At 53.9% G+C, this 24,508-nt stretch carries 17 protein-coding genes; 6 read left to right on the forward strand and 11 right to left on the reverse strand.

What is annotated here, in order from left to right; all coding sequences use genetic code 11:
- Positions 1-56 precede the first annotated feature (56 nt).
- The 6 genes from ABF979_RS04770 to ABF979_RS04795 form a co-directional block, all read right to left on the reverse strand.
- Positions 57-1,868, reverse strand: coding sequence for a fatty acyl-AMP ligase (locus tag ABF979_RS04770; protein WP_415558140.1), 1,812 nt, complete (start codon positions 1,866-1,868; stop codon positions 57-59).
- Positions 1,868-2,998, reverse strand: a complete 1,131-nt coding sequence (locus ABF979_RS04775) for a sensor domain-containing protein (protein WP_415558141.1) — start codon at positions 2,996-2,998, stop codon at positions 1,868-1,870. The genes ABF979_RS04770 and ABF979_RS04775 overlap by 1 nt, the downstream gene beginning before the upstream one ends.
- Complete coding sequence (locus ABF979_RS04780; protein ID WP_415558143.1) at positions 2,995-4,362, reverse strand: lipopolysaccharide biosynthesis protein; 1,368 nt, start codon at positions 4,360-4,362, stop codon at positions 2,995-2,997. The genes ABF979_RS04775 and ABF979_RS04780 overlap by 4 nt, the downstream gene beginning before the upstream one ends.
- Positions 4,363-4,648: 286 nt before the next feature.
- Entirely contained in the window at positions 4,649-7,285 is a 2,637-nt protein-coding gene (locus ABF979_RS04785; protein WP_415558145.1) for a hypothetical protein, read from the reverse strand.
- 166 nt (positions 7,286-7,451) lie between these two features.
- Positions 7,452-8,021, reverse strand: coding sequence for an HD domain-containing protein (locus ABF979_RS04790; RefSeq protein ID WP_415558146.1), 570 nt, complete (start codon positions 8,019-8,021; stop codon positions 7,452-7,454).
- A 68-nt stretch (positions 8,022-8,089) separates the two neighbouring features.
- Positions 8,090-8,218: a hypothetical protein gene (locus ABF979_RS04795; protein ID WP_255494176.1), complete on the reverse strand. Its 129-nt coding sequence runs from the start codon at positions 8,216-8,218 to the stop codon at positions 8,090-8,092.
- 521 nt (positions 8,219-8,739) lie between these two features.
- On the opposite strand from ABF979_RS04795, the gene cysG reads away from it, so the two are divergent.
- The 5 genes from cysG to ABF979_RS04820 all read left to right on the forward strand — a co-directional run bounded on the left by cysG (position 8,740) and on the right by ABF979_RS04820 (position 15,813).
- Positions 8,740-10,137, forward strand: a complete 1,398-nt coding sequence (gene cysG / locus ABF979_RS04800) for a siroheme synthase CysG (protein ID WP_415558148.1) — start codon at positions 8,740-8,742, stop codon at positions 10,135-10,137.
- Between the two features lie 109 nt (positions 10,138-10,246).
- On the forward strand, positions 10,247-11,185 hold the full coding sequence (locus ABF979_RS04805; RefSeq protein ID WP_046899520.1) for a glutaminase: 939 nt from the start codon (positions 10,247-10,249) through the stop codon (positions 11,183-11,185).
- A gap of 181 nt (positions 11,186-11,366) precedes the next feature.
- Entirely contained in the window at positions 11,367-13,652 is a 2,286-nt protein-coding gene (locus ABF979_RS04810; protein WP_415558150.1) for a TonB-dependent siderophore receptor, read from the forward strand.
- A gap of 278 nt (positions 13,653-13,930) precedes the next feature.
- The gene (locus tag ABF979_RS04815; protein ID WP_415558152.1) at positions 13,931-14,233 is read left to right on the forward strand and encodes a hypothetical protein; all 303 of its coding nucleotides are present in this window, start codon (positions 13,931-13,933) and stop codon (positions 14,231-14,233) included.
- Positions 14,230-15,813, forward strand: a complete 1,584-nt coding sequence (locus ABF979_RS04820; protein ID WP_415558154.1) for a PepSY-associated TM helix domain-containing protein — start codon at positions 14,230-14,232, stop codon at positions 15,811-15,813. Before ABF979_RS04815 ends, ABF979_RS04820 begins: the two co-directional genes overlap by 4 nt.
- 12 nt (positions 15,814-15,825) lie before the next feature.
- Here ABF979_RS04820 and ABF979_RS04825 read toward each other — a convergent pair whose 3' ends face one another.
- Together ABF979_RS04825 and ABF979_RS04830 are read right to left on the reverse strand one after the other, a co-directional pair.
- Entirely contained in the window at positions 15,826-18,090 is a 2,265-nt protein-coding gene (locus ABF979_RS04825) for a TonB-dependent receptor (RefSeq protein WP_415558157.1), read from the reverse strand.
- A gap of 32 nt (positions 18,091-18,122) precedes the next feature.
- Positions 18,123-19,499: an Nramp family divalent metal transporter gene (locus ABF979_RS04830; RefSeq protein WP_415558159.1), complete on the reverse strand. Its 1,377-nt coding sequence runs from the start codon at positions 19,497-19,499 to the stop codon at positions 18,123-18,125.
- 161 nt (positions 19,500-19,660) lie between these two features.
- Between ABF979_RS04830 and mntR the strand changes: the two genes are divergently transcribed.
- A complete protein-coding gene (mntR, locus tag ABF979_RS04835) occupies positions 19,661-20,149 on the forward strand; it encodes a manganese-binding transcriptional regulator MntR (protein ID WP_415558161.1) in 489 nt (162 codons plus the stop codon).
- Positions 20,150-20,153: 4 nt separating this feature from the next.
- Here the strand turns inward: mntR and ABF979_RS04840 are convergent, their stop codons facing one another.
- The 3 genes from ABF979_RS04840 to ABF979_RS04850 form a co-directional block, all read right to left on the reverse strand.
- On the reverse strand, positions 20,154-20,462 hold the full coding sequence (locus tag ABF979_RS04840; protein WP_215748753.1) for a hypothetical protein: 309 nt from the start codon (positions 20,460-20,462) through the stop codon (positions 20,154-20,156).
- A gap of 326 nt (positions 20,463-20,788) precedes the next feature.
- Complete coding sequence (locus ABF979_RS04845) at positions 20,789-23,152, reverse strand: membrane-bound PQQ-dependent dehydrogenase, glucose/quinate/shikimate family (protein ID WP_415558163.1); 2,364 nt, start codon at positions 23,150-23,152, stop codon at positions 20,789-20,791.
- A 294-nt stretch (positions 23,153-23,446) separates the two neighbouring features.
- Positions 23,447-24,265: a DeoR/GlpR family DNA-binding transcription regulator gene (locus ABF979_RS04850; protein WP_202206717.1), complete on the reverse strand. Its 819-nt coding sequence runs from the start codon at positions 24,263-24,265 to the stop codon at positions 23,447-23,449.
- Positions 24,266-24,508 lie beyond the last annotated feature (243 nt).

The raw sequence follows: 24,508 nt of genomic DNA on the forward strand, positions 1-24,508 counted from the left end.
GTCTGTTCGCCACCCCCTCCCTGAGCAGGGAGAGGAAAAGCGGTCAGGTGTGTCCGTCAGGCTGCGGAGTTGGTTGGCTCAGTCTGCAGATCGAACTGACCTGACAGAAGCATTGTCTTGGCACGGGCACGCGTCAGCTTGCCGGAAGACGTCTGTGGAAGGGTGCGGGGCGGAACCAGAATAACCTGCACGTCCACACCATGCTGACGGCGGAACAGGCTCGTGACTTCATCACGGAGCGTGTTGCGATTTTCTTCTTCCGTTGCACGGCACTGAACAAGTGCGACGATATTCTCGCCTGTTTCCGTTTCCAAGGAAAAGACTGCGACATCGCGGGATCGGAGTGTGCTGATCTCGCTCTCGGCAGACCATTCCAGATCCTGCGGCCAGATATTCCGGCCGTTGATGATGATAAGGTCCTTGGCGCGGCCTGTTACGACAATCTGGCCGTTCAGGTGGTAGCCCAGATCGCCAGTGTTCAGCCACCCATCAGCATCGAGAACCGCTTCTGTCTCTTCCGGCCGGCGGAAATAGCCACACATGAGGCTCGGTCCACGGACGAAAACACAGCCAACGTGGCGCTCAGGCTGAATGTTACCGAGTGGGTCACGGACTTCAATCTCGTGCTCAGGAAGGGCTTCACCGCAAAGTACAAAAGTGCGGAGCGCGTGAGAAGGATCATTGGAAGGCTTGGCGAGGCCGTCTTTTTCCAGCGTGCGCAGATCGATCGTGTCGGTCTGAATGCCGGTGTTGAGCGGTGCAAAGCTGATGGCCAGCGTTGCTTCGGCCATACCGTAGCTGGCAACGAACGCGCGGGCATCAAATCCATTGGATTCAAAACGCTCGGCAAAGCCTTCGAGGATATGGTGGCGGATCATGTCGCCGCCGATCCCCGCAATGCGCCAGCAGGAGAGGTCCAGATCGGCCTGGCCACTGCGACGCGAACATAGCTCGTAGCCAAAGGAGGGGCTGTAGGCGATCGTGCCGCGATTGCGCGAAATCAGGTCCAGCCACACATGGGGGCGACGTGCAAATTCGCGGGTCGGCAGCAGATCAACCGTCAACTGGCATGTCAGGGGGGTCAGGAAAAACCCGACCAGGCCCATGTCATGGTAGAGTGGCAGCCATGACACGCAGCGATCATCGCGGGGATCTTCTGCCGGATAAACCTTGAGGCCGTCACGGGCAATCGCGCGTGCATTGGCCATTCCGGCTGCCTGAGTGACAGAAACGCCCATTGGGAAACGCGTGCTGCCGGATGAAAACTGGAGATAGGACAGATTTTCGGATTTGATTTCCGGAAGCTCTATATTGGCTTCGGCATGACGGTAGAGGTCAGCGGGGGAGCCGCCGAAAACCAGATCCAGACCCTCAACGATCTCCGATGTCCAGCTTCCGATTACGTCCGGAATCACAACAGCGCGTGCTGCAGCGCTCTGGATCATGCCACGGAGGGTGGAAACATATCCTTCACGTCCACCAAAAGCGACAGGAAGCGGCAGCGGAGCAGGAACAAGTCCCGCATACTGGCAACCGAAGAAGATGCGGGCAAAATCACCATCGCTTTCTGCGACGATAGCCACCCGGTCTCCCGCTGCCAGCCCGAGGCCGAGCAGGCGCTGTGCCATGGAGATCGCCTGTTCGCGGAGCGTTCGGTACGGCAGGGCTTCGAGCAGTTGTCCGCGGCCGGAGTAGATATTGAATCCACTTTCGCCTTGGGCTGCATAGTCCAGGGCTGCGGCAAAGCTCGTGAAGTCCCCGTACCGTCTGGTCAGGCCAGAGCGGCTCGGCGTAGGAGCGGAGGGAAGAGTTGGGTTCTGGGTGTCCTCGGTCAAACCTAGACTAGCTCCATTAGGATCGCCGGACATCAGGCGGCCTTGTGTAGAAAGTTAACTATGGCGTCCGCTGCGGCGGGCGCCGTGGGCTGTTCGCCCAAAGTTTCGAATGTCTCTAGTACATATTGGCGCTGGGTCTCAAGAAAACGTGAGTGTGTGTCGAACGCCTTCATGATTTCCTGTTCAGGATTGGCAATATTATCCGTCACCGGGCCGAGCGTCCACGATTGATAATTCGGATTGTCCTGCCAGTCGGCTTCATGCGCATTCAGGAACAGGCAGGGGCGCGGTCGTATCATGAATTCCGCCACCTGACTGCTGACATCCCCGAGATAGAGATCTGCGCCCATGGTATAGGTCATGTCGATACTTCGTTCGCTCCCTGGGTCGATCAGCATATGGGACAGACCCGCATATTCTCGTCTGAGGGCTTCTCCTTCCGGGCGGTGGTTGTCAAACAGCCGGAAATGAGGAGCAAAGATCAGGTTGTACTGATCCTGTGCTGCAAAAAAATCAAGCAGCTTCTTGCCCATCATGCGCCATGACGAGAAACGCTGCACGAAATGCGGATTATACAGGATTGTCGGCCGACCGTTATTAAAAAGCGGTGGCCGACGTGCATGCATCCGGCGAACCAGATCAAATTTTGCATACGTACCCCGGTGATAGAAGCCGGGACGGATGATACCTTTTTCCAGCATCCGCTCTTCGACTTTACGGCCGGGAACCAGAAGATAATCAAATTTTCTGAGATGCTTGGCAAAGCCGATGGCACGATCTCCGGCCCCATGGCCCGTCCAGATCATACGGGGGGTACGAACGCCCATGTGTCGAAGCTGAAGAGAGGTCGCTTCGGGAACGATAATGGCATCGAAGCCCTTGAAATACTTCCGGGAGAAAAACAGCCCCATGAGGCGGTCAAGGACTCGTAGCCCCTGTGCTTCAATCCGATGCCGAAGTGCATCTGAAATCGGAAGCAGGTCAAACTGAACGCGTGACTCTGGATAAAGCGTAGCCAGGGACCGTGCGAGCTCGAGATGACTTGCGGTCAGGCAGGCAATATGAACAGCGACTTCTGGGTATCGCGCCGACATTTCCAGCGCGATTGGTAGGGCATGTAGGGTCTGGTGCCTTTGGGCAATCAGGGGAAAAACGACTTTCATGACTGGGGAACCGTTCGCAGAGGAGGCGTGCGAAGAACCAGGAAAAGCTGAAGACCTATCAGGAGCATGACGCCGCACAGTGTCATAGGTCCTACGCCCTCCAGACCATATCTGCGGACAACGAGCACAAGCCCCGGAAAAAACAGCAGGAAGTCCAGAAAGCGGGCCGACGTTGCAGCGCCTGAACGGTTTGTTGTGAACAGGAGGGGCTCAAGCGGCAGGCCCCAGACAGCAACAACTTCGGCCGCGAGGAGCCAGAGTGTGACCGGCATTGTCTGTGTTGCGCCTGTCGGACCGATATAGAACTGCAGAAGGGGGCGGCCCGCCAGAAGGGTTAGGGCAAGCAGAACTGTACCGATCCCGCCTGCTGCAAGAGCGACCTGAATGGTCAGGCGATAAAGTTTTGTCGTTGCTCGATCGCGCCAGAGGCGCGCCATTTCCGGATAGACGGTCGTTTGAATCAGCGCGGCCGGTTTGGCGATACCTGCGGCAATCTGGCTGGCGACCCGGTAGTATCCGGCTGCTGCGGGGCCGACGAAGGCTCCTACTACAAGCGTCCCTATGTGCCCGAAGGCCAGGGCGAGGGCAGAGTTGATATTCGTGGATAGCGCAAAGCGCCGGATGCCCAAATGAGTTCGGAAGAAATGCCCATTCAGCAGGTCAGGGATTAAATTCCATAGTTCTTTTGTAAGGCCACGCGTCAGATCTCGGCGGAGCAGTTCTCGAACTGCCATAAACCCGAGTGTCGCCCAGGCTGTAAATTCAGCAAACATCCAGACGACTGCCAGTGCGGGTACTGACGCCCCTTTTATGGCGAGGAGGAAAGTACCCACGACACGAACCAAGGTGGCCACGACACCCTGAATGGAAATCAGATCATATCGGTTGAAGATGCGCAGAAGGCCTGTGGGCGTGGCTGACGCCATGAACAAAATCGAAAGGCAGAATATCATTCCCGTCTGGTGAATTTCAGGCGGCCAGCCAAGCATTTTCATCGCAAAAATGCTGATGAGAAGGCCACCGATAAATCCGAGCAGGCCTCCAAGGCCGTCTAGAAGAAAACTGAACGCGATGATGCGCTGAAATCCTGTCCGGTTTCCGTCTGTAAGGGGGCGGAGGCCGTATTTCAGAACAGTCTGCCAGGACTGGAAATCTACCATATCACCCATTGTACGCGCGAAAGCGTACATCATGGCGATAAGACCAAACCCATAACTTCCGAGAAGATGTGTTGCCATCCAGATATGGAGGAGACTCAGAGGGGCATTTATGACACGCCCTCCAAGCAGCACGCCGACATTGCTCATGACGCGTCGGACACCAGCCACTTTCGGGAGTTGTAAAGGCGGTTCTTCGGCCGGCATCAGGCGCAGGGAACTTTCATGGCTGTCAAATCGTTGTCACAAGTTCGCTTCACACATAGGGTCTCAAGCGAAAATCTAAACTCACATTTTATGACCAAACGTTGCATTCGGCTTTACAGGTGGGTGCCCAACAAGCGGTTTGGAATGAGAGCGACAAGCGAAAAACTCGCAGAATTGTAAGTGTCTCAAGCGATTACAGGCGAGGTCACATTTCGTGTTTGTGCCTAAGGCAACGGTTGCTCAGCCCCTTGAGCGCCGTCCTGCCAAGAAGGCGTGATGAGCAATCTCAGAGCGATTTGCGAAGAGACAGCCCGATAGTCCGACCCATGGGGTCCATGAAAGCAGGCTGGTATCCAGCCGGTGTGGCGCCGGTTCCGTTATGAACGTGAATGCGGTTGTTCGAGACATTATCCAGCGACAACATGATTCTAAAATTCTGAGCCCAGTCGCTGTGTTTCCAGCGGGGGACGTCTCCCAAAGTGACGAAAGCCGAAAAATCCAGGGTTGCGAGGCTGCTGAAATACAGGCTGCCTGCGGACGTGCTGCCCAGAGTTGATGTGCCTGATTGCCACTTACCATCCAGCCGGATACCAATACCATTTCGATACGCGCCTGCCTGAAGTTCCACTTCATGACGGGGTTTGCCGCCAAGGCCACCTATCGTTCCGCCGTTTAGGAGGTCTATAGCGGGGAGGCCTGATCGTAATCGGACGGTATCGTTCAACCGCCAGACCTGGGTCAGGACAACGTAATAACGGCCCTGCGTGGTATTGCCTGACCGTCCTTTACCATGCGCCTTGTCAGGCTTATTTCCGAAAGGACGTGAAAGCGAGAAGGTGGTGTTCCATTCTGTCCGTTTCTCATAGTCGGCGTTGACTGGCCTTAAATCCACACGTTCCAGAACGCCGTCAGCATCTCGTTGGTAGTTATCCGGGAAAGCATCCTGAATGGCTGCGGTGGCAGTCGGTAAAGACAGAACCGGATTGTGTGTGTTGTCGTGCACGTAATTGATGTGCAGCCGTGATCCGTCCAGAAATGGAGGGGAGAGGATGGCACCTAGGCTGATTTCATGTCGATCAGCTGACCGCAGATTGCGGTTGCCGCCAGATACAGTCGTGACCTGAACGGACTCTCCACGCACGTAATCGTATGTTGTGACGTTCGGAGTTTCGATTGTGGGCGCCACCAAGGACGAGGCCGCGGGTGCTTCTGTCTGTTCAGTAATAGAGAGCGGAAGCTGGATCCATGTGACAGGTGCCCATGTGATGCCTCCACCAACGGTTCCCAATGTTCCGAAGTGAGACACCTGGCTGACTGCACCGTTTACATTGGCATCCAGCTTTTCAAGAAAAGACAGGAAGTGGTTCTTTCGGCTTGCGATTGGGAGGTCGCCGTTGATCCGAATTGTACCAATATCTCGGCTGATGGCCGCGCGAGATGTCACATTATTGACGGTGGATACAGCGTTTTGCTGGCTGAGTGTTCCCGTGGCGGCAATGCTGGTGGAGGCATCTCCAGCAGGAAGCGTAAAAACCGGACCGGAAAGCAGCCCGCTGATCTGCCCCTGATGGCTTGTGGTGCGGCCGTGATTGATGAGGCGCGTGCCTAACCAGGCTGGGGAAACTGTTGTCCATGGGTCGAAAGAAAGGTCGTTGGAATTCAGGGCTGCTTGGGCCGTTGTGAGCGAAAGCCCAGTCTGGCTGTTCGTGACTGTTTGGGTGTAGTCGTAGCTGCCCTTGGCATTCCACTTCCAGTCACCGAGGTTCCCATTGAAATTAAGGCCGGCGTGTCCTGTTTCGGTATGTGCCGTTTGCTGAAGGGGGGCGATGTTTCCAAAGCTGCGGAAGAGCTGAACAGACTGGGTAAATGGTGAATAGAAACTTCCGCTGGGCAGCGTGAGTACGCCATGGGGTAGACCCTGCAGACTGATTTGATCCTGATGATCAAAGCTCACATTGAGAGACGAGCTGATATTTTCAGTGATACGATCAGCGTAAACCCCGTTCAGGTTCAATTCGTGTTTGCGTGGCTGAAGCGTATAGGCTGAGGCATTCGTGCTGGTATTCGGATTGTTCGCGTAGGGAAGAATATCGTCCAGTGTTGCGGCCTGCCCGAAAGGCAAGGATGGGCTCCCTGCGGTTGTGACGGTCTGTCCGGAGAGTGCGTCAAGGGCTGGATCCAGGCTGGTGCCATCGGACGTACTGAGATTGCCCTGTGTGGCATAGAGTGAGTTTGCCGCCGGGGGAGCCACGCTGCGTTGGCTGTCTCTCAGCCATGAACTGGCCGTGTAACGAGCGCTGAGGTTGATGCGACGCTCGTCTTGCAGGCGCGTGAAGCTGAGGGAAAGAGCGCCATTTTCTCCTCCCCCATCCGTGGATGTTTCGCCATATGCGCGCGCACGAACGGACCGGAAGTGTTTGACGGTGATGATGTTGACGACGCGCTGGTCTGCGGCGTAGCCATAACGGAGGGCTTCTTCTTCCGTAAAAATTTCCACACGTGCAATTGCTTCAAAGGGAAGGTCATTAACCTCCTGAAGGCCGGAAATTTTTTTGCCATTTAGAAGAATAACCGGAGCATTTCCCGTTGCACCGCGACCAGAGCGTGTTTCCGGGGAAATGGTCTTCAACAGATCCGTTACGGTATCGACGCCATAGGATTTAATCTCATCGGCGCTGATCTGCATGAGTGGTTTGGGCGCACCAATAACGGCTCCTTCCGGCTTGTGGCCGGTGACGACGATATGCTCCGTGGTAGATGTTGTGCTGCCAGATGCGTTGGAGGACACTGCGCCCGTCGTATTGGTGCCTTGCGCTAGAGCCGAGCTACAGGAAAGAGCGGCGCTGAAACCACAGCACGTCAGCTTTTGGAGGGTTAATCGGCGGCGCGTAGCGGCAGGAATGCCAGAATGGTGGCTGGTCATGCAGTGGCCTGCCGATCTCCTGTAATGCGAGTTTGTGGGCCCCGTTTGTTTTTGGAGCTGGAAGGAGCGTCTGGGACTACCTGACGCAGAACCATGGTGGGGTATTTTTGGGGAAACTGTTTCTTTTTGTCGAGAAACAAAATTCTCCGGAACAATCAGCCTGTGTTCAGACTTTCTCGGCGTTCCGCATGGTCTCGCTGTCAATGACATCCCGGATCGCGCGAGTTAATGCCGAGTGATCGGTATAGCGGCGTCCATAAGTCAGATTGAACTCATGGTCGAAGTCCGGCGGGTTGATGCCGGTATTATGCTGAGAAATTGTTTCGAGTTTGTCGAAAGCCTTGGCCATCCTGGCTTCAGGGCTGGAGGCATTTTCGTACTCATCCCAGAGCTCAAGAAACTCTTCTTTCAGGTGGTCCGGAAGAGGGGCCATGACGGTCAGGAGATCTTCGCGTTCCTGTTGGGACTTATTGCTTGAAGCTTCAATGGAAATGGCGGGAATATCGCCATGGATCGCTTCGCCCAGATCATGGAGAATGCAAATTTTGAGAAGGCGCAGTAGGTCGATGCCTTCAAGGTGGTCAGCGAAGGTCATAACAAGAAGGCATAAACCCCAGGTGTGTTCTGCGGTGCTTTCAGCCTGGCCACCCAGAGTGAAGGCGCGGCGGAGAACATCTTTGAGCTTGGAGGCTTCACGGAGAAAATCGAGACGCTTCTTGATCTCGTGTGTAGTCATTAAAATGGGTCCTGACGATTGGGAATTTGAGGCCAAAGTCAGGCCTGATTTTGAGAGAAGGCGTCCTGTCACATCACCAGCGCGTAAAGCACCAGATATCCGGCAATCACGAGTAAGACCAGAATTCCAAGAAGGACTGGAAAGCCCATGCCGTTCTGGATCGATTTGATCGCCTTAACGATAAATTCAGCCATCATGTCGTACTCCTGGCACGAGCGCAGAGGAACGGTTGTCCTGCACTCATGGGAAATTATATGCGAAAACGGTTAAAATGGTAACTCCCTGTCAGGGCGGGCCAGAAATGTAACCGGGCATTTAAAAGATGAGTTGCATTTTGTTCCGACATTGCGCCGGAAAGCAGCCATATTGCTTGGGTATAATCTTTGCCAGTTCAGTCTTTCGAAAAGGTTTGATCCATGAAGCGTTTTGCAATGTTACTGCTCGCTTTCGGTCTGACGGCACCGTTAATGGCGTGTTACGGGCCGTATGATCACGGGCGGGGACATCATCATCATCATGGGGGCCGAGGCGGACCCTATGTAGGCGGCGGGGGTGGATACGGTCGTCGCTGACCGTTACCTTTACAGGAGGGCGGCTCCAAAGCGGTTTGTCGTTCTTCTGAGGTTATCCTGTCTTTGCCTGTTCAGGGTGGCCGTGTAGGGAAGAGGAGCAGCGTTCCGTTCTGGAACTGTTATTCTGAACGCACATGGATATAGAGATGCCCGCATCCGGGGTTGAGACAGGCTGGTTTCCCATTTCCCTTCGTCTGGAAGGTGCACGCGTATTGCTGGTTGGTGGCGGTGAAGTTGCCGTCAACAAGGGCAGGCTTTTGCTTGATCACGGCGCGCATATCGAGATTGTTGCGGAAACCCTGAATACTGTTGTTCAGGAGTGGGTGGATGCGGGATTGGTACGGCATGTAGGTGGCCGTGTTGATTCCACTATTTTACAAACTGTCATGCCAGGATGTCGTCTGGTTTATGCGGCGACAGACGATCGGAGCGTCAATCGCACGGTCGCTGCTCTCGCTGATACATTGAACATTCCAGTCTGTGCTGTTGATGATCCGGAACCCTCCACGTTCATCACGCCTGCGCAGGTTCGGCGTGGGGCGGTGCGGGTTGCAATTTCAACAGCCGGCGGAGCACCGGTCTTGGCACGCCGACTGCGCGAACAGATTGAAAGCTGGATGCCTCACGGAACCGGGCAACTTGCAGCTTACATGCAATCCCGCCGGGCGCGCGTGTCTGCCCAATATCCGGAAGTTCAGGATCGGAAACGGATCTGGGAAGATTTTCTGGATGGAGCGGGCGCAGAAGCTGCATTGGCAGGCGATGAAGCTCGTGCGGATGCTGTGCTTGATGTGCTCTTGTCAGCACAGCGGGCAGCCGGGGAAGTCTGGCTTGTGGGGGCGGGGCCGGGAGACCCGGATCTTCTCACATTGAAGGCACTGCATTTCATGCAGAATGCTGACGTGGTGCTTTACGATAATCTGTTACCTAAAGTGTTGCTCGAACGTGTTCGACGTGACGCCGAACTGATTTTTGTGGGTAAGCAGCGTAATCGCCATGCGATGCCTCAGTCTGAAATCAACAATGAGATGGTCCGTCATGCGAAAGCCGGTCAACGGGTTCTGCGGCTGAAGGGTGGCGATCCGTTTATTTTTGGACGTGGCGGCGAGGAAATTGAATCTCTGGTCGACGCAGGTGTGTCTTTTCGCGTTGTGCCGGGCATTACCGCTGCCAGCGGATGTGCGTCCTATGCGGGTATTCCACTGACTCACCGGGATTGTGCTCAGGCCTGTCTGTTTGTGACAGGGCATGCAAGGGCAGATGGTGTGCTCGATCTGCCTTGGGACGATATGGCGGATCGTCGTCAGACTGTCGTTATCTATATGGGGATTTCGACGTTACCTGCCCTGATGGCGGGGCTGATAAAAAATGGCCTGCCATCAGATTGGCCTGCGGCTATCGTGGAGCGGGGAACCCAGCCGGGGCAGCGCGTGTTGACGGGAACACTTGGAACAATGGCGGCTCAGGCAGCCGAAGCGCAGGTCTCTTCACCCGCGCTTGTGATTGTGGGCGAGGTTGTTCGTCATCGTGTTGTTTCACCCTGAACGAAGAGCTGCGCGTAAGATGCATGGCTCCTGTTCTTAAAAAAGGCCTTTTTTCAATAGGCTACTCTGTGAAAGGTCTTACAAGCGCCTGAACTGGAGATGACCCCTTATGCCCTCACTCACCGCCATTATCACGGAAATCGCAGAGGAAATGCGTGCTGAGACGGACCGGGGGCAGGTGGCAAACTATATTCCGCCTTTGGCGAACGTCGATCTTGGCCGTTTCGGAATGGCCATTATCGACGCAGAAGGCGGTAGTCACATTGTGGGGGATGCTGAAGAAGCTTTTTCCATTCAGAGCGTCTCAAAGGTCTTTGGCCTGACGCTCGCGCTTAATGCTGTGGACGCCGGGCTCTGGAGCCGCGTGCGGCAGGAACCGTCAGGCAGTGCGTTCAATTCGATCATCCAGCTTGAAAGTGAAAACGGAATCCCGAGAAATCCGTTCATCAATGCGGGGGCGATTGTCGTATCAGATATTCTGACGTCCCAGTATGGTCTGGATGGTGCGCAGAATGAGCTTCTGGGCTTCCTGAAACCCATGAGCTCAGATCCGGATACCATTCTGATTGACCGGGATGTTGCGCGGCAGGAAGAAGAAACTGGATTTCGCAACAAGGCTCTGGCCAATTACATGCGGACATTCGGGAATATTCATAATCCCGTTGATGAAACGCTGGACCTTTATTTTCATCAGTGTGCGTTGACCATGAGTTGCAGGCAGCTTGCGGAAATGGGCACCTATCTGATGACGGGCGGTATTAATCCCCGAACGGGCGAGCGCGTCATTTCCACGCGAAATGCCCAGACCGTACTCGCTCTGATGATGATGTGCGGACATTATGACGGGTCCGGATCTTTTGCGATCAGGGTTGGTCTGCCAGGGAAGTCGGGCGTTGGCGGCGGTATTCTGGCTGTTGTTCCAGGCGTGGCATCTGTTGCGGTATGGTCACCCGGTTTGAATGCACAGGGCAATTCACTGTTGGGAACGCGTGCTCTGGAGCGTCTTGTTCAGCATACGGGATGGAATGTTTTCCGCGCCAGTCACTGATCTTAGGCGGCTTATTTTTTTTCCACATATCACTGAAAAATATCGATATTTATGGAGGTGTGTTTGCCTGCCTGCGGGGTAGGCATTCTTTGATGCAATTCCCTTGATGACTCCTAATTGACAATAATTATCAATTGCAAATATGAGGGCTTCAGTTCCGATCCTCTCTCGGTGAGCCTGCATGTCCTCTTCTGTTGTTAAATATACTGTTTTTTCTGCTCTTGTGCTGGCGGGGCTGACATCCGCTGCCGTAGGAGCAGATGCGTCCGCGGTCTCGGATGAAGCTCCGTCCAGGGGCCAGAAACAACTTCAGAAAACCGGGCAGTCGCAGCCATCAAAGTCCAAGGCAGAAGTCATTGTTGTGACGGCGACGGGCATGTCTCATGCGTCTTCCGCAACAAAGACCCGTACGCCCATTATTGAATCGCCTCAGTCAATTTCCATCGTCAGTCGCGAAGAAATTGAACTGCGTGCGTCTCCGACCATCGCCGATGCTCTTGCTTACACGGCAGGTGTGCAGGCTGAGCCATCTGGTATCGACAGTCGAGTGGATGAAGTGTCCGTGCGCGGGTTTGGGGCAGGCGGGTTTTCATCGAACAATAACTTTGTGGATGGGTTGCGTCTGCCATCAGGCGGGCAGTGGACCCGTACGTCCTTTGATCCGTTCGCACTTCAGCAGATTGAAGTTCTGAAAGGGCCTTCCGGTGCTTTGTATGGTCAGACAGCACCAGGAGGCGTGGTGAATCTTGTCACCAAGCGTCCGACAGAAAAAAGTGAAGGCGAGTTCTTTCTACAAAGCAGCGGCTTTACAAACCTCTCTAACTGGCAGGGGCAGGCTTCCGGTGATGTTTCCGGCCGACTGACCCATGATGGCGCATTGACTGGTCGGATTGTTGGGCTTGCGCGCTATGGTGACACTCAGGTCAATCAGGTTCGCACGGGACGATATTACATTTCCCCAAGTCTGACCTGGAAAATCACGCCCAAAACGGTTTGGACTTTGCTGGCGCAGTATCAGCGTGATCAGGGTGGCTCTACGTTCCAGTTCCTGCCAGCAACGGGCACACTTTACGCATCCAAAGGCCGCCATATTGCAAATGACGCGAATATTGGTGAGCCGAACTGGGATACATTTGATCGCAATCAGGCTCTGGCGGGCTCATTTCTGGAGCATAAATTCAACCGTTTCCTAACGGTCCGAAATAATACACGCTATACTTATCTGAACACGCTTTACAGAGCGACAGTGCTTTCCGGCGATACGCTAGCAAGATGCGCGGCAACAGTCGCAGGATGTATTGCTGGCGAAACAGTTAATCGCCGTGCCGTGGAAGGCAGAGGCCAGTCTCAAGGTGTCACGACCGATACACAACTTGAAGGGCATGTTCGCACAGGGCCAGTGAGGCATTTACTCCTGGTTGGCACAGACTATTTTTATACGAACTGGCGTCATAGTCGTGATCTGGTGGCATCATCTTACGTGTTGCCCATTCTGAATATCTTTAATCCACAAGCACGTGGAAGTACTGGCTATTCAGATAACCTCAATCCACAGATCTATACGGCGACGATAAGTCGTCAGAACGGGATTTATTTCCAGGATCAGATCAAGTTTGATCGTCTTCGGGTCACGATTGGTGGGCGTCAGGACTGGGCGCATGATGACACGCTGAACGTTCTTACGAAGTCTCGTTATATCACGAATTCCAACGCGTTCACTTGGCGAGCAGGTGCCGTTTATATGTTTGATAACGGTCTGGTGCCTTATTTCAGCTACGCTCAGTCGTTTCAGCCACAAGTTTCTGACCCGTCGACGTCGCTAGGAGGGAAAGCTTTCAAGCCGACGACAGGCGATCAGTATGAAGGCGGCATTCGGTACCAGTATGGGAAGAGTATCTACGTCACTTTTGGTGGCTACCAGATCACTCAGAACAACATGACCACTTATGATCCGAATGGCACGCTTTGTGGCACATCAACGTGCCTGGTTCAGACAGGACAGGGCCGGGTTCGTGGGCTGGAACTTGAAGGCAAGGCGAACCTGCCGTGGGATATGTCCGTAATCTTTACCGGCACCCGCAGTGAAGCAAAGATCACTCGCTCCAACACGGCATCACAGGTCGGTAATTATCTTGGGCAGGCTCCCAAGTGGATGGCATCGCTCTTTGTGGATCAGCGCATTCAGCATGGCACATTCGCTGGCGTCGGCCTTGGTGGTGGGGTCCGTTATACGGGCACGAGTTTCGGGGATACTGCAAATACACTGCATATTCCAGATTACACGCTGTTCGATCTGTTCCTTCGATATGATTTCGCAACGGCTCATCCGCGTTACAAAGGTCTGTCTTTTTCGTTTAATGCCCGGAACATTGCCAACAAGCGTTTTGTCGCGACCTGCACCGCCGTTTCGGCCTGCTATTACGGACAGGGCCGTAACCTGACAGCCCGTCTTGAATACCGTTGGTAATCTGATGGGAACGTTATGATGACGACAGGGATTGCAATGGTTTTGGCGGCGGGAGGAGCTATCCTGCTTTATATGGCCTCACCTGCTCAGCAACTGTGCACGCGACGCCCGGCATTTCGGGGATGTGTGGTTTCAGGATGTGTCATGCTCAGCATATCGTTGCTTGTTCTTCTGGCTACCCAGGGAAGCGGAACGGCAATTTGTGAGTTTCTGACACTTCTTATGACTGTCTGGTCCTTAGTGCCTCTGGCCGCTGCTGTGTGGCGAAAGAAAGTGTCATGACAACAGCTCCTGGAAGGCTGACAAGCCGAAACTGGTTTACAAAAGCGAGCGCAGGCCTTGTTCTCGGGCTGACGCTTTCTTGTGCTCTGATGGGTATTCTCGGGCTGATATCACATGTTGATGGGCAGCCTCGTGCAGTTGGTTCGCAGTTCCTGATGTGGCTCATAGTGCCAGTCTGGACAGGAATTCTTGGGACCTGTTTTCTATTTCAGTCAGGTTGGCGTGCCTGGGGTATGCTCGGTCTGGCAAATGCGGTGCTCTGGGCCATTTATATGGGTGTACGGAGTATGGTATCGTGAAAATCCGCTCTGATATCGTCCGGATGTATCGCGAGATCCATAGTTGGGTCGGAATTGTCTGCGGGCTTTTTCTGTTCGTCGCATTTTATGCTGGATCAGTAACAATGTTTGAGCGGCCCTTACAGGATTGGGCCTCTGCACCAGTTGCCTTGCCGCCGCCCGTTGCACTGGGAAAAATGCCTGAACTTCTGGAGAAGACGTTTTCTGCGCATCCTGAGGCACGACGCAATTACACGATTGTTCTGCATCCGACTGCGTCTCAGCCTGCGTCACTGGTCTGGGGAATGCCAGAAAGAATGCATGGCCCATCTTCTGCCAATTTCTCAGCACTTGCAGCAGACGGCTCTCCGGTAACGGTGCGTAAAGATCCATCTCAGGCTGCATATTTCATAAATGTTCTGCATCAGCAGGTCGGGCTTTCGATGCCTCATAAAGCCGGGCGGCTTTTCATGGGTGTCATTGCGCTGCTGTATGCTGTTGCTCTGATTTCAGGAACGCTCGTTGTTATTCCTGGGCTGATCAAAAACCTGTTTGCAATTCGCCTTGGTCAGAACGTCAAGAGAATGTGGCTCGATATGCACAGTATGCTGGGCCTTTTTTCCCTGCCGTTTCATATCATCATGGCGCTGACTTCTGTAGTCTTCGCATTTCATGACGAGATTTACATGGCTGAACAGGCGCTCCTGATACAACCTCAGGTGCAGCATGTTGCGTTAGGTTCCGGGCGCGGGCAGCATTCTCATAATGGGTCAGAAGATTTTCGGATACCTCTCGATCCGGCTCAGATTGTCAGAACTGTTGCCTTGCAGGCGCCAGGATTTATTCCTGAAACGCTGGCTTATAGTAACAGTCATGGTAGCCGCCTCGCTCTGAGAATAACGGGACGTGATCCGCGATATGGTGCACGTGGGGCCGGTGGCGGATTTGCTGGCGTAGATCCCTATAGCGGCAAGCTTGTATCAACAGAGTATATGCCCGGCCATCAGACTTGGGCCCAGTCGGTTCTGACGTCATTTTTCGTTCTGCATTTTGGAAGTTTTGGCGGACAGGGTGTTCGCTGGGGGTACGTTCTCCTCGGACTTGGAGGCGCGTTTATGTTCTATGCCGGGAACCAGCTCTGGGTAGTGTCTCGCAGACGTCGTGAGCGTGGAACCGGACGTCTGGACGATACGAGATCAACACGGATTCTATGCGCGCTGACGATCGGGTGTTCGCTCGGATGCGTAGCAGGTGTATCGGCTGTGTTGTGTGTCGCGCCTTTGCTTCCCGCGAGCGGCCAGATGACGATCGTGCAGGGTCTCTATTTTGCGATTTTTCTGCTGTGTATTGGGATAGCGTTCTGGCTCAAGGAACGAGAAGCTATTCGCGTGCTTCTGGCATTTTCCGCGATTCTGACATGGATGATGCCGCTCTCTGCATTTGTGGTGACACCATTTTCCTCCATGCAAGCTTCGGCATTGGCTGTAGATGGGTTCGCCATTCTTTATGGGGCATTCCTGATGCTCTGGGCTGTGCGCCCGGAAGCCGGTCAACCTGTTCTGCGTCGTAAGTCTTTCTCCTCAGGCCCAGAGCGGGCCTGAGGAAGAACGTTTTTAGAAGTCGGACACAATAGAGAAATATGTGCCCCGTCGTTGTCCGTACTGAGCCTGATAAATACCAACGCCGCTACCGTCTCGAAGCTGGTAGCGTTTGTCGAACAGGTTAACCACATCGGCACGGACCTTGAGGTCATGACCCAGTGGGACGCGGGTGAACGTATATTGATACCCGATATTGAAAATGTCGTACTGGGGCTGTTTTTCCAGATTGGCAAAGCCACTTCGCAGTCCATAGCCATACAGGAAATCTACATAAGCCAGATGATGCTTGGTGGAATAGGACGCGCCTGCGCTGGCTGTATATTGTCCTTGATGGTCAAGTTGGATGGCATGTGCGCGGATGTAGCTCAGTTCTTCCGGATCGAACTGGTATTCCGCTGAATTAATCTCGCGTGCTGCCGTTTTCACGAAAGAGAAATTGCCAAACAGCGACCAGGGGCCTCGTCTCCAGGAACTTCCAAACTCTGCGCCATAGACGTGGCCACGGCGATAGCTGAAGGGAGCGAGAATAACCGCGCGACCGAACTGCCCAAGATCTGTGAGGTTATGTGCCCACTTGCTGTAGGCATCGACTGTAATCTGCAACTCGGGCGTAATGTGTTGCAGAATACCAGCATCCACGTAGTTGGATGTTTCAACCTTTGTTGGCGTATCTGTCAGGTTGGCTGCTGCATTGGTGGTGCCAGCAAAGCGCGCCAGGGTGGACGGATAGACATATTGCGGAGAAGGCGGCGCAAAGAACCGCGAATAGCCGATATGTAAGGTAGTGCTTCGGAATGGCTTCCACACCAGATTAGCGCGAGGACTGAGCTGCCCTTCATTTCCGAAAGACGAGGCAAACCGATCATAGCGGATGCCATAGTTGAAGGTGAGCTTCCGTGTAATGCGGTACTCATCCTGTACGTAAGCGCCTGCCTCGACGGACCAGTTGCCTGTATTGTCAATCAGGCGGAGCGGGGTGGACGATGTCTGTTGGCCGTCTTCGCCCACTGGGAAGGCAAGGGAGTTGGTATCGAGGCGCTCGGATGTGTATTGGCCCAGAAGACCGGCTCGAAGAGTATGGTGCGGAGCGATGTCGTACGACAAATCAAACTGCGCGCCTCCAGTGGTGAAGTCGTTCACTTCATGTTCGGCCACCCCTTGAAAAATAAGGTCCCGCGCTGGATCTGGCGTATAATCGATGCGGCCGTAACGGAAATACGGTGAAAGCTGAAGGTTCAGTTTGTCCGCGCTGTGTTGGTATGACACCACGGCGTAATAATTCTGCTCTGTCTGGCTGTCGTCCAGAAAGCGTGATTGAACGGAGGGGTGTGACCAGTCTGTGCCTTCAAGCTGGTAGATTGGTTGCAGGCCCGTCGTATTAGGGAGTTCAAAGTCGGCGTAAGATGCGCTTGTCAGGAGCGAGATACGGTCGTTGTCATTCAGCTTCCACGAAAAATAGCCAAATGCTTTTTCCTGCTGCGTCGTATCATGCGTTGCCCGGAAGGACGCTGTTGGGTTCTCGATACCGATATTATTTCGGTTCATCGAAAGCGTTGTAAAATACTCGAAGCGCCCTTTTGAACCGCCCAATTGTAAGGACGGTGCAAAAGTATTGTAGCTGCCGCCATAGAGTGAAAGCTGGTTGTTTTTCAGGGTGGATCCGCTCTTTGTGTGAACGTCTACAATCCCTGCCGTCCGAAAGCCAAACTGGGCGGGAAGTGTTCCGGTCAGAAGGTCAACAGACTGGATAATGCGTGTATCCAGTTCCTGTCCGAAACCATTCAGACCTTCCGGAAGCAGGACGCCATTCACCCGGTACGTCAGGCCGCCATGTTCGCCTCGGACATGAACTTCTCCGTAGCTGTCCTGCACGACGCCGGGCATTCTGAGCATGATCTGGCTGAACGAAGCATTCTGCCCTTGAGGGGTTGCCTGAATCTGTCGCTGGTCAATGCCGTAAGAGACTGCGCCAAGGCTGGGGAAAATGCGTCCACGTGCCTGGTCCAGATGTCCCATGACCGTGACGTGCTCAGCGGACTTTCCTTCAGTCTGGGCGCGTTGCTCCTCGGTTTTTTTTGCGGCTTTCTTCTGATGTGCGGTCGATGGTGATGTATCAGCAGCAAAGACATCCGCACCCAGGAGGCCGGTGAGGAGTGTTGTTCCTGCGATTGCAACCCGAAAAGGCGCAACTGAAATTCTGGATTTTGCGATATGCTGTTTAATATAGCATTTGCTATGTCGTGGAGCGATTTTAGAACGCAAAAATGCTGTTGCCATGGCTGGTTTTCAATCTTGTCAGGAGGTGGCGTTCAGCCCACCAGAGTGTCGTACAGAAGTTTGAAGTTCAGGATGAGGATAAGACCTGCGACGATCCATGAGAGGGTAGTCATGAAGCGGCTGATGGTGAATTCACCCATTTTGCGACGATCAGAAACGAACATCACCAAGGGAATAACTGCGAAAGGAAGCTGAAGGGACAGGATGACCTGACTGGCCATCAACAAGGCTCCCACACCATGGCTTCCATAGAGGACAGTCACCACGGCCACGGGAATGATCGCCAAACCGCGGGTCAACAGTCGTCTTGCCCAGTGTGGGATATGAAGGCGCAGAAAGCCTTCCATAATGATCTGGCCTGCCAGCGTTCCGGTAACGGTGGAGTTTGTTCCGGCTGCCAGCAGGGCCAGTGCGAAAAGCGTGGAAGCTATGCCAAGACCAAGAATAGGGGAGAGAAGATGATAGGCGTCTTCGATCTCGGCAACGTTCTGATGGCCTGTTTCATGGAAGGCAGCCGCGGCTACAATAAGAATGGCTGCATTGATGAACAGTGCGAGCATCAAGGCAATTGTGCTATCCCAGGTTGCCCAGCGAATGGCATCCCGACGCCCCACGGGCGTCCGGTCATAGGCGCGTGTCTGAACGATGGAAGAATGCAGATAAAGGTTATGCGGCATAACCGTAGCGCCAATGATGCCAATGGCGATGTAAAGCATTCCCGGCGTTGTTACGATTTCCGGCGCTGGAATAAGACCCTTGAGGATTGCCGCAACCGGGGGAGCGGCCGCAACTAGCTGCACACCAAAACACACGGCAATGATCGACAACAAGCCGATGACGAATGCTTCCAGATAACGGAAGCCGCGCCCCATCAGAAGCAGAACCACAAAGGCATCCAGAATGGAAAGGAGTGCTCCGCCCAGAAGCGGCAGGCCGAAGAGCAGTTGCAGCGCAACGGCCGTTCCGATCACTTCAGCCAGATCGCATGCGATAATTGCCAGTTCGCAGGCCAGCCAAAGGACGATGTTTAATGCAGGGTTGAAATGATCGCGGCATGCCTGCGCCAGATCCCGTCCTGTAGCGATGCCCAGCCGCGCGGCCAGAGCTTGTAGAAGGATAGCCATCAGGTTGGACAGCATGATGACGCATAGCAGCGTATATCCGTATTGCGCGCCACCTTGCAGATCGGTCGCCCAGTTCCCCGGGTCCATATATCCAACCGAAACCATGTAGCCAGGGCCTACAAAAGCAAGAAAGCGCTTTAGCCACGTTGTGCTTCCGTCAGGCACCCGAACGCTCGAAAAGACCTCAGGCAGGCTTGGTCGTTCCGCATCGTCATGGCGCGAAAAACGCCAAGCCGATTTGGTCTGAGGCTTCTGAGTGGGGGCGTTGGAGTGCTGGCTGTACATGAGAATGCTATTCAATCGTGGAACGGAAAAATATGCAACATGCTATATTCATGAACGTTGTCTTTATTTTTTTGCGAGAAGGCTAGGTCGGTGGCCTATGGAGTTAATGGGAGGAATGTTTTATTCCGGCGGGAATAATTGACTGAGTGGTTATCTTGAGAATGGAACAGAAGAAAAAACGACAAAAATCTCTGGTGGATATGCAGCTCCACTCAGAAGGGTTCAGGGCAAACCGGGCTGCCAGGCAAAAGGTCCTGGTGGAAGATTATGTCGAACTGATTTCTGATCTTCTGGCTGAGGGGCAGGAGGCGCGGCAGGTGGATATCGCCGGGCGTCTGGGCGTTTCTCAGCCTACGGTGGCTAAAATGCTAGCGCGTCTGTCAGCGGAGGGGCTGGTTACGCAAAAGCCCTACCGTGGGGTTTTTCTGACGGACACAGGTGAGCAGATGGCCCACAAGGCGCGTCACCGGCACGGAATTGTGGAAGCGTTTTTATTGGCCTTAGGGGTTAGTGAGGAAAACGCCCGGATCGATGCTGAAGGTATTGAGCATTATGTTGGGCCGGAGACCCTGTCAGCTTTTGAGGTTGCCCTTAAAGGCGGCCTGGCACAGTTCACTGCAAAGGTGTCTCAGGGCCGGCGGCGCAACTGAGTACTCAGTTGCGCTGGCGTCGTGCGAAATGACAGGTCGATGCGAAGCGGCAGACGGAGCAGACAACGGTGATGGACGGATCCTCATTGAACAGGCAGTCCTCAGACCGCTCCATTGCGTAACCCTTTGGAGGAGGGTTCTTCTGAAAGGTTTCCACAATCTGGTGCATCCAGAGCTTTAGTCGCTCAGGGATGTGTTCATGATGATCGAGCCACCATTCCACATCACTCTGCGGGCGATCAATCTGGGTTGCCAGGTCCGCGGGTGTCCATCTCGTGACACTCAGGAAGTCGTTTAACGTTATGCTGCACATATCAGCATCTCCTGTGTCTCGAAGAAGATCTGACGATGTCGTACGCGGAGTTTGTGTTTTTCGTCAATATATCGTTAATTTCACTCCTGAAGGATGTGTTATTTTTTGAAACGTATTGTTGGAAAATACCTCACCGGGCGATAAAGCACCGCTTTTGGGTCCAATACCTACGGACGGTACAGAGCCATAAGGGTTTCTGTAGAGAAATGAGTGTCAGGGCTTTGCATGGTTGTCACGCAAGACTGTAACTTTGATATTTCTCGGGCGGATTGTGTTCGCGATTTCGTGAAGAGATTGCGGGCCTTGGGCCCGCAATCTGCCCCGCCTTATTCTGAAGGGAGGGCATAGGCGATAACATAATCGCCACGATTCTTGTTGACGCCTGAGCGGGTGAGGCCACCTGCTGTGACAACAACGTATTGTTTGCCAGTCTTGTCCGAAACGTAGCTCATTGGAGCGGCCTGAGATGCGACAGGAAGGCGTGCTTTCCAGACAACCTCGCCAGTATCCGTATTGATCGCGCGGATATAATTGTCGAGCGTTCCTGCGAAGAATACCAGGCCGGTGCGGGTTGCCAATGGACCGCTCATTGTGGGCATGCCAAGCGGAATCTGCACACCCGGCACAAAACCATGAATTGGCATGTCCTGGATTGTTCCGAGAGGCATGCTCCATTTTACCTTGCCGCTTCGCAGGTCAATGGCGTTCATGGTGCCGTAAGGTGGCTTGCCGCAGGGCAGGCCGAGTGGGGAGAAGAACATCGAGCGCACGACGCCCCATGGTGTGCCCTTCTGTTCGGAATATTCACCCTCAGCAGATGGCTTGAGGCCAATCCTGCGGGCTTCATCCTGTTTGATGAATTTTGCCCACTGAATCATGCGGATATCATTGACGAGAAGTGTTCCGGTGCTTTCGTCCACTGCGCCGCCGCCCCAGTTAATGCCACCGTAATAGCCAGGATAAATGATGCTGGCCTGCTTCTCATTGACGGGGGTGAACTCGCCTTCATAGCGATAGGACGCGAACTGCACCCGGCAAAGAAGCTGATCGAAAATGGTGCCGCCCCACATGTCGCTGGCTTTCAGGCGCTCGGCTCCAATGGATACGGATGAGTAGGGTTGTTCCGGTGCGAGATACTGCCCTGCTGGCGCTCCATCCTGTGGGACCTTGCGCATTTCTACTGGAAGGATCGGTGTTCCATCGCGGCGATCCAGAACAAAGATCTGTCCGCGTTTGGTCATGGCAATGATTGCGGGGCGTGTGCCGCCGTGGCCGTCTGGAATATCATAAAGAATGGGTTGGGCAGTGGCGTCATAATCTACGAGATCGTGGTTTGCTGTGCGAAAGTGCCAGCGTTCCACGCCGGTTTTTGCATCCACGGCTACGAAGGCGTCATTATATTCATCCGAAGCTTTGCTTCGGTCGCCGCCCCAGAAGTCAGGCGTCTGATTGCCAAGTGGAAAGAAAACAAGATCCAGTTTCGGGTCGTAGCTTGCCGTACCCCATAGATTGGGTGTTTCGGCAGGGTAGATTTCTCCTTCTGCCAGCGGTGTGGTGCCACGATGAGGATTGGTGGCATCCCAGGCCCAGATTTGTGCACCTGTGCGGACGTCATATCCGCGAACGACGCCTGAAGGCTCGCCAGTGCGTTCATTGTCGGCGATGCGGCCCCCAACAACAACAATATCGCCAGCGACGAGTGGCGCGGCTGTTGGATAATAAGATCCGGGGGCAGTAGGCCCTAGGCCGGTCAGGAGATTAACGGAGCCATTGGAGCCAAAGCTGTCGCAGGCCTTGCCCGTGCGGGCATCAATGGTGATGAGACGAGCGTCAATGGTTGTCAGGACAATGCGAGACGCGCAGGGGGCATTTTCATCGGATGCGGTGCTGTCATGCCAGTATCCAACGCCACGGCAGCGCTGCCAGACCTTCGTCTGGGCGTGGGGGTCAAACTTCCATTTTTCGGTGCCTGTATCAGGGTCAATGGCAGAGACAATGTTGTGTGGAGAGCAGATATAAACAGTGTCTCCAATCTTGATGGGGGTGCCCTGAAATTCCGCGCCATTGATGGCCATGTCGCCGGTACGATATGTCCAGGCAACGTTCAGTTTGCTGACATTTTCCCGATTGATCTGGGTGAAGCTGGCGTAGCGGGTTCCGGACGTTGTGCGCCCGTATGCTGGCCAGTCATGTTCTGTCTGATCAGGAGCCGTAGCTGCTGCAGTTTCTTGTGAAGATGTTGGATCGGTGGGGGCAATGGTTGGGTGGACGCGGAACATGCCCGCGATGAAGGCAAGAATGACAACGCCGAGGCCGCTGGCGGCAAGACCGGTTGTTGTGCGTGTAAAAAATTTTCTTCCTGGTCCACTGAGCCAAGGGGCCATGAGGATGGCCACGAGGGCCACGAAAAGAAACACGATCAGCCGAGAGAAGCTCGGCCAGAAAGCAAAACCGACTTCACTGATAGACCATAGAAGTGTTGCGGCCAGAAGGCCCAGCGCGATCCACGTGGACAGGATATTCCTGCGAAACATGTAAAAACTGCAAACGGCTAGAGCGATCCCGGAGAGGGCGTAAAACCAGGATCCACCGAAGGCAATGAGGCGACCACCCTCGTAAATCAGAAAAGCAGCCATCAATGCGCCCAATGCTGCAATGATGCTGGAAAGAGTTTGCGGAAGCCGCGTCATGAAAAGGAGCCTCCTGCATATGGAAGGCTGGATTTCATGAATAGACTGTTGGGCAAAGAGTTTGTTGGAACCCTTTGCCAGAGAGGGGCAAGGCTGATGTATATCATGCTGAAAATCCTTCGATCAGGACTGATCAGCATGATGAGTGGCATACTTATCGCAATGTTATATATAACATCGATGTGATGCTATGTATCTACTTCAATCAAGATTGTATCAGCTTCTGCGTGATATATTTTGTATAATTCGTCGTGGGTTTGTTATTTGTTGCTTTACTCACTGAGCGTTAGGCTATCAGCCGCATATTTCGACGTTGATACCGTCGTGCGTGAGGGCCTTGCGAATGGCGGGCTTTAGTTGTGAGTCTGTCAGAACAACATCGAAATCGCTTAATGCGGCCAGTCGGTGAAGGCCACCCTTGCGGAACTTTGTGCTGTCAACGAGAAGGACGGTCTGGTCCGCAATCTGCATTAGCGCCTGTTTGACTTTCACGACGTCCTGATCGTTCTGAAACGCCGTTTCGTTGTGGATGATGGACGTGGACAGAAACATCGTATTGGCGCGGAGTGATTTTGCTGCCTGTTCGCACACGAGACCAAAAAAGGCATTTCTTGGCTGGTTGTAGTCACCGCCAAGGCAAATGAGTTTCAGGTTGGGGTAGGGGGAAAGTGCCTGAATAACGCCCACAGCATTTGTGATGATGGTCAAGGGGGCTAGCGCTGGCAGCAGGGGCAGCATAGCTGCGACTGTCGTGGAATCGTCCAGGACAAGAATTTGCTCAGGCGTAATCATCGAAATAGCCCGCTGAATGATCGACTCTTTCAGATCGGGCGCGCGTGACTTTCGAAAATTGACGGTTTTCTGAGTGACGACGCGATTCTTGAGCACAATACTGCCGTGCAGCTTATCGATCAGTCCTTGGGCGGCCAGCGCGTGAGCGTCACGGTGAATTGTCATTCTGCTGACGTCAAAACGCTCAGACAGATTCTCGATTGTGGCACTTCCTGTCTCTAGAAGGACGTCGAGGATCTGCTGCTGACGGGCACTGTTGTCCCTGCGTTTGCTGAGAAGGACGGCGGGGGAGGTAGCTGGAACGCCCGAACCATCAGTCATCTGTCAAAAAGATCCTTGTCATCGGGTAAGGCCAATTATGGCATCGCGACATCTACATACCAGCGCTGACCAAATTTGTAATGTTCTGATCTGCTCTGCGGTGTGCTTTTCACGGGAATTATCACACAAAGATTCTTGACGCTGGAAAAGTGATATTTATCACATTGACGGAAGCATGATAACACTTATATCACCTGATAATAACATTTATGGTGTTATCGGTTGGGCGATTTGCTAAGGCCG

It is taken from the genome of Gluconobacter sp. (assembly GCF_047723935.1).
In the GTDB taxonomy this organism is placed as follows: Bacteria; Pseudomonadota; Alphaproteobacteria; order Acetobacterales; family Acetobacteraceae; genus Gluconobacter.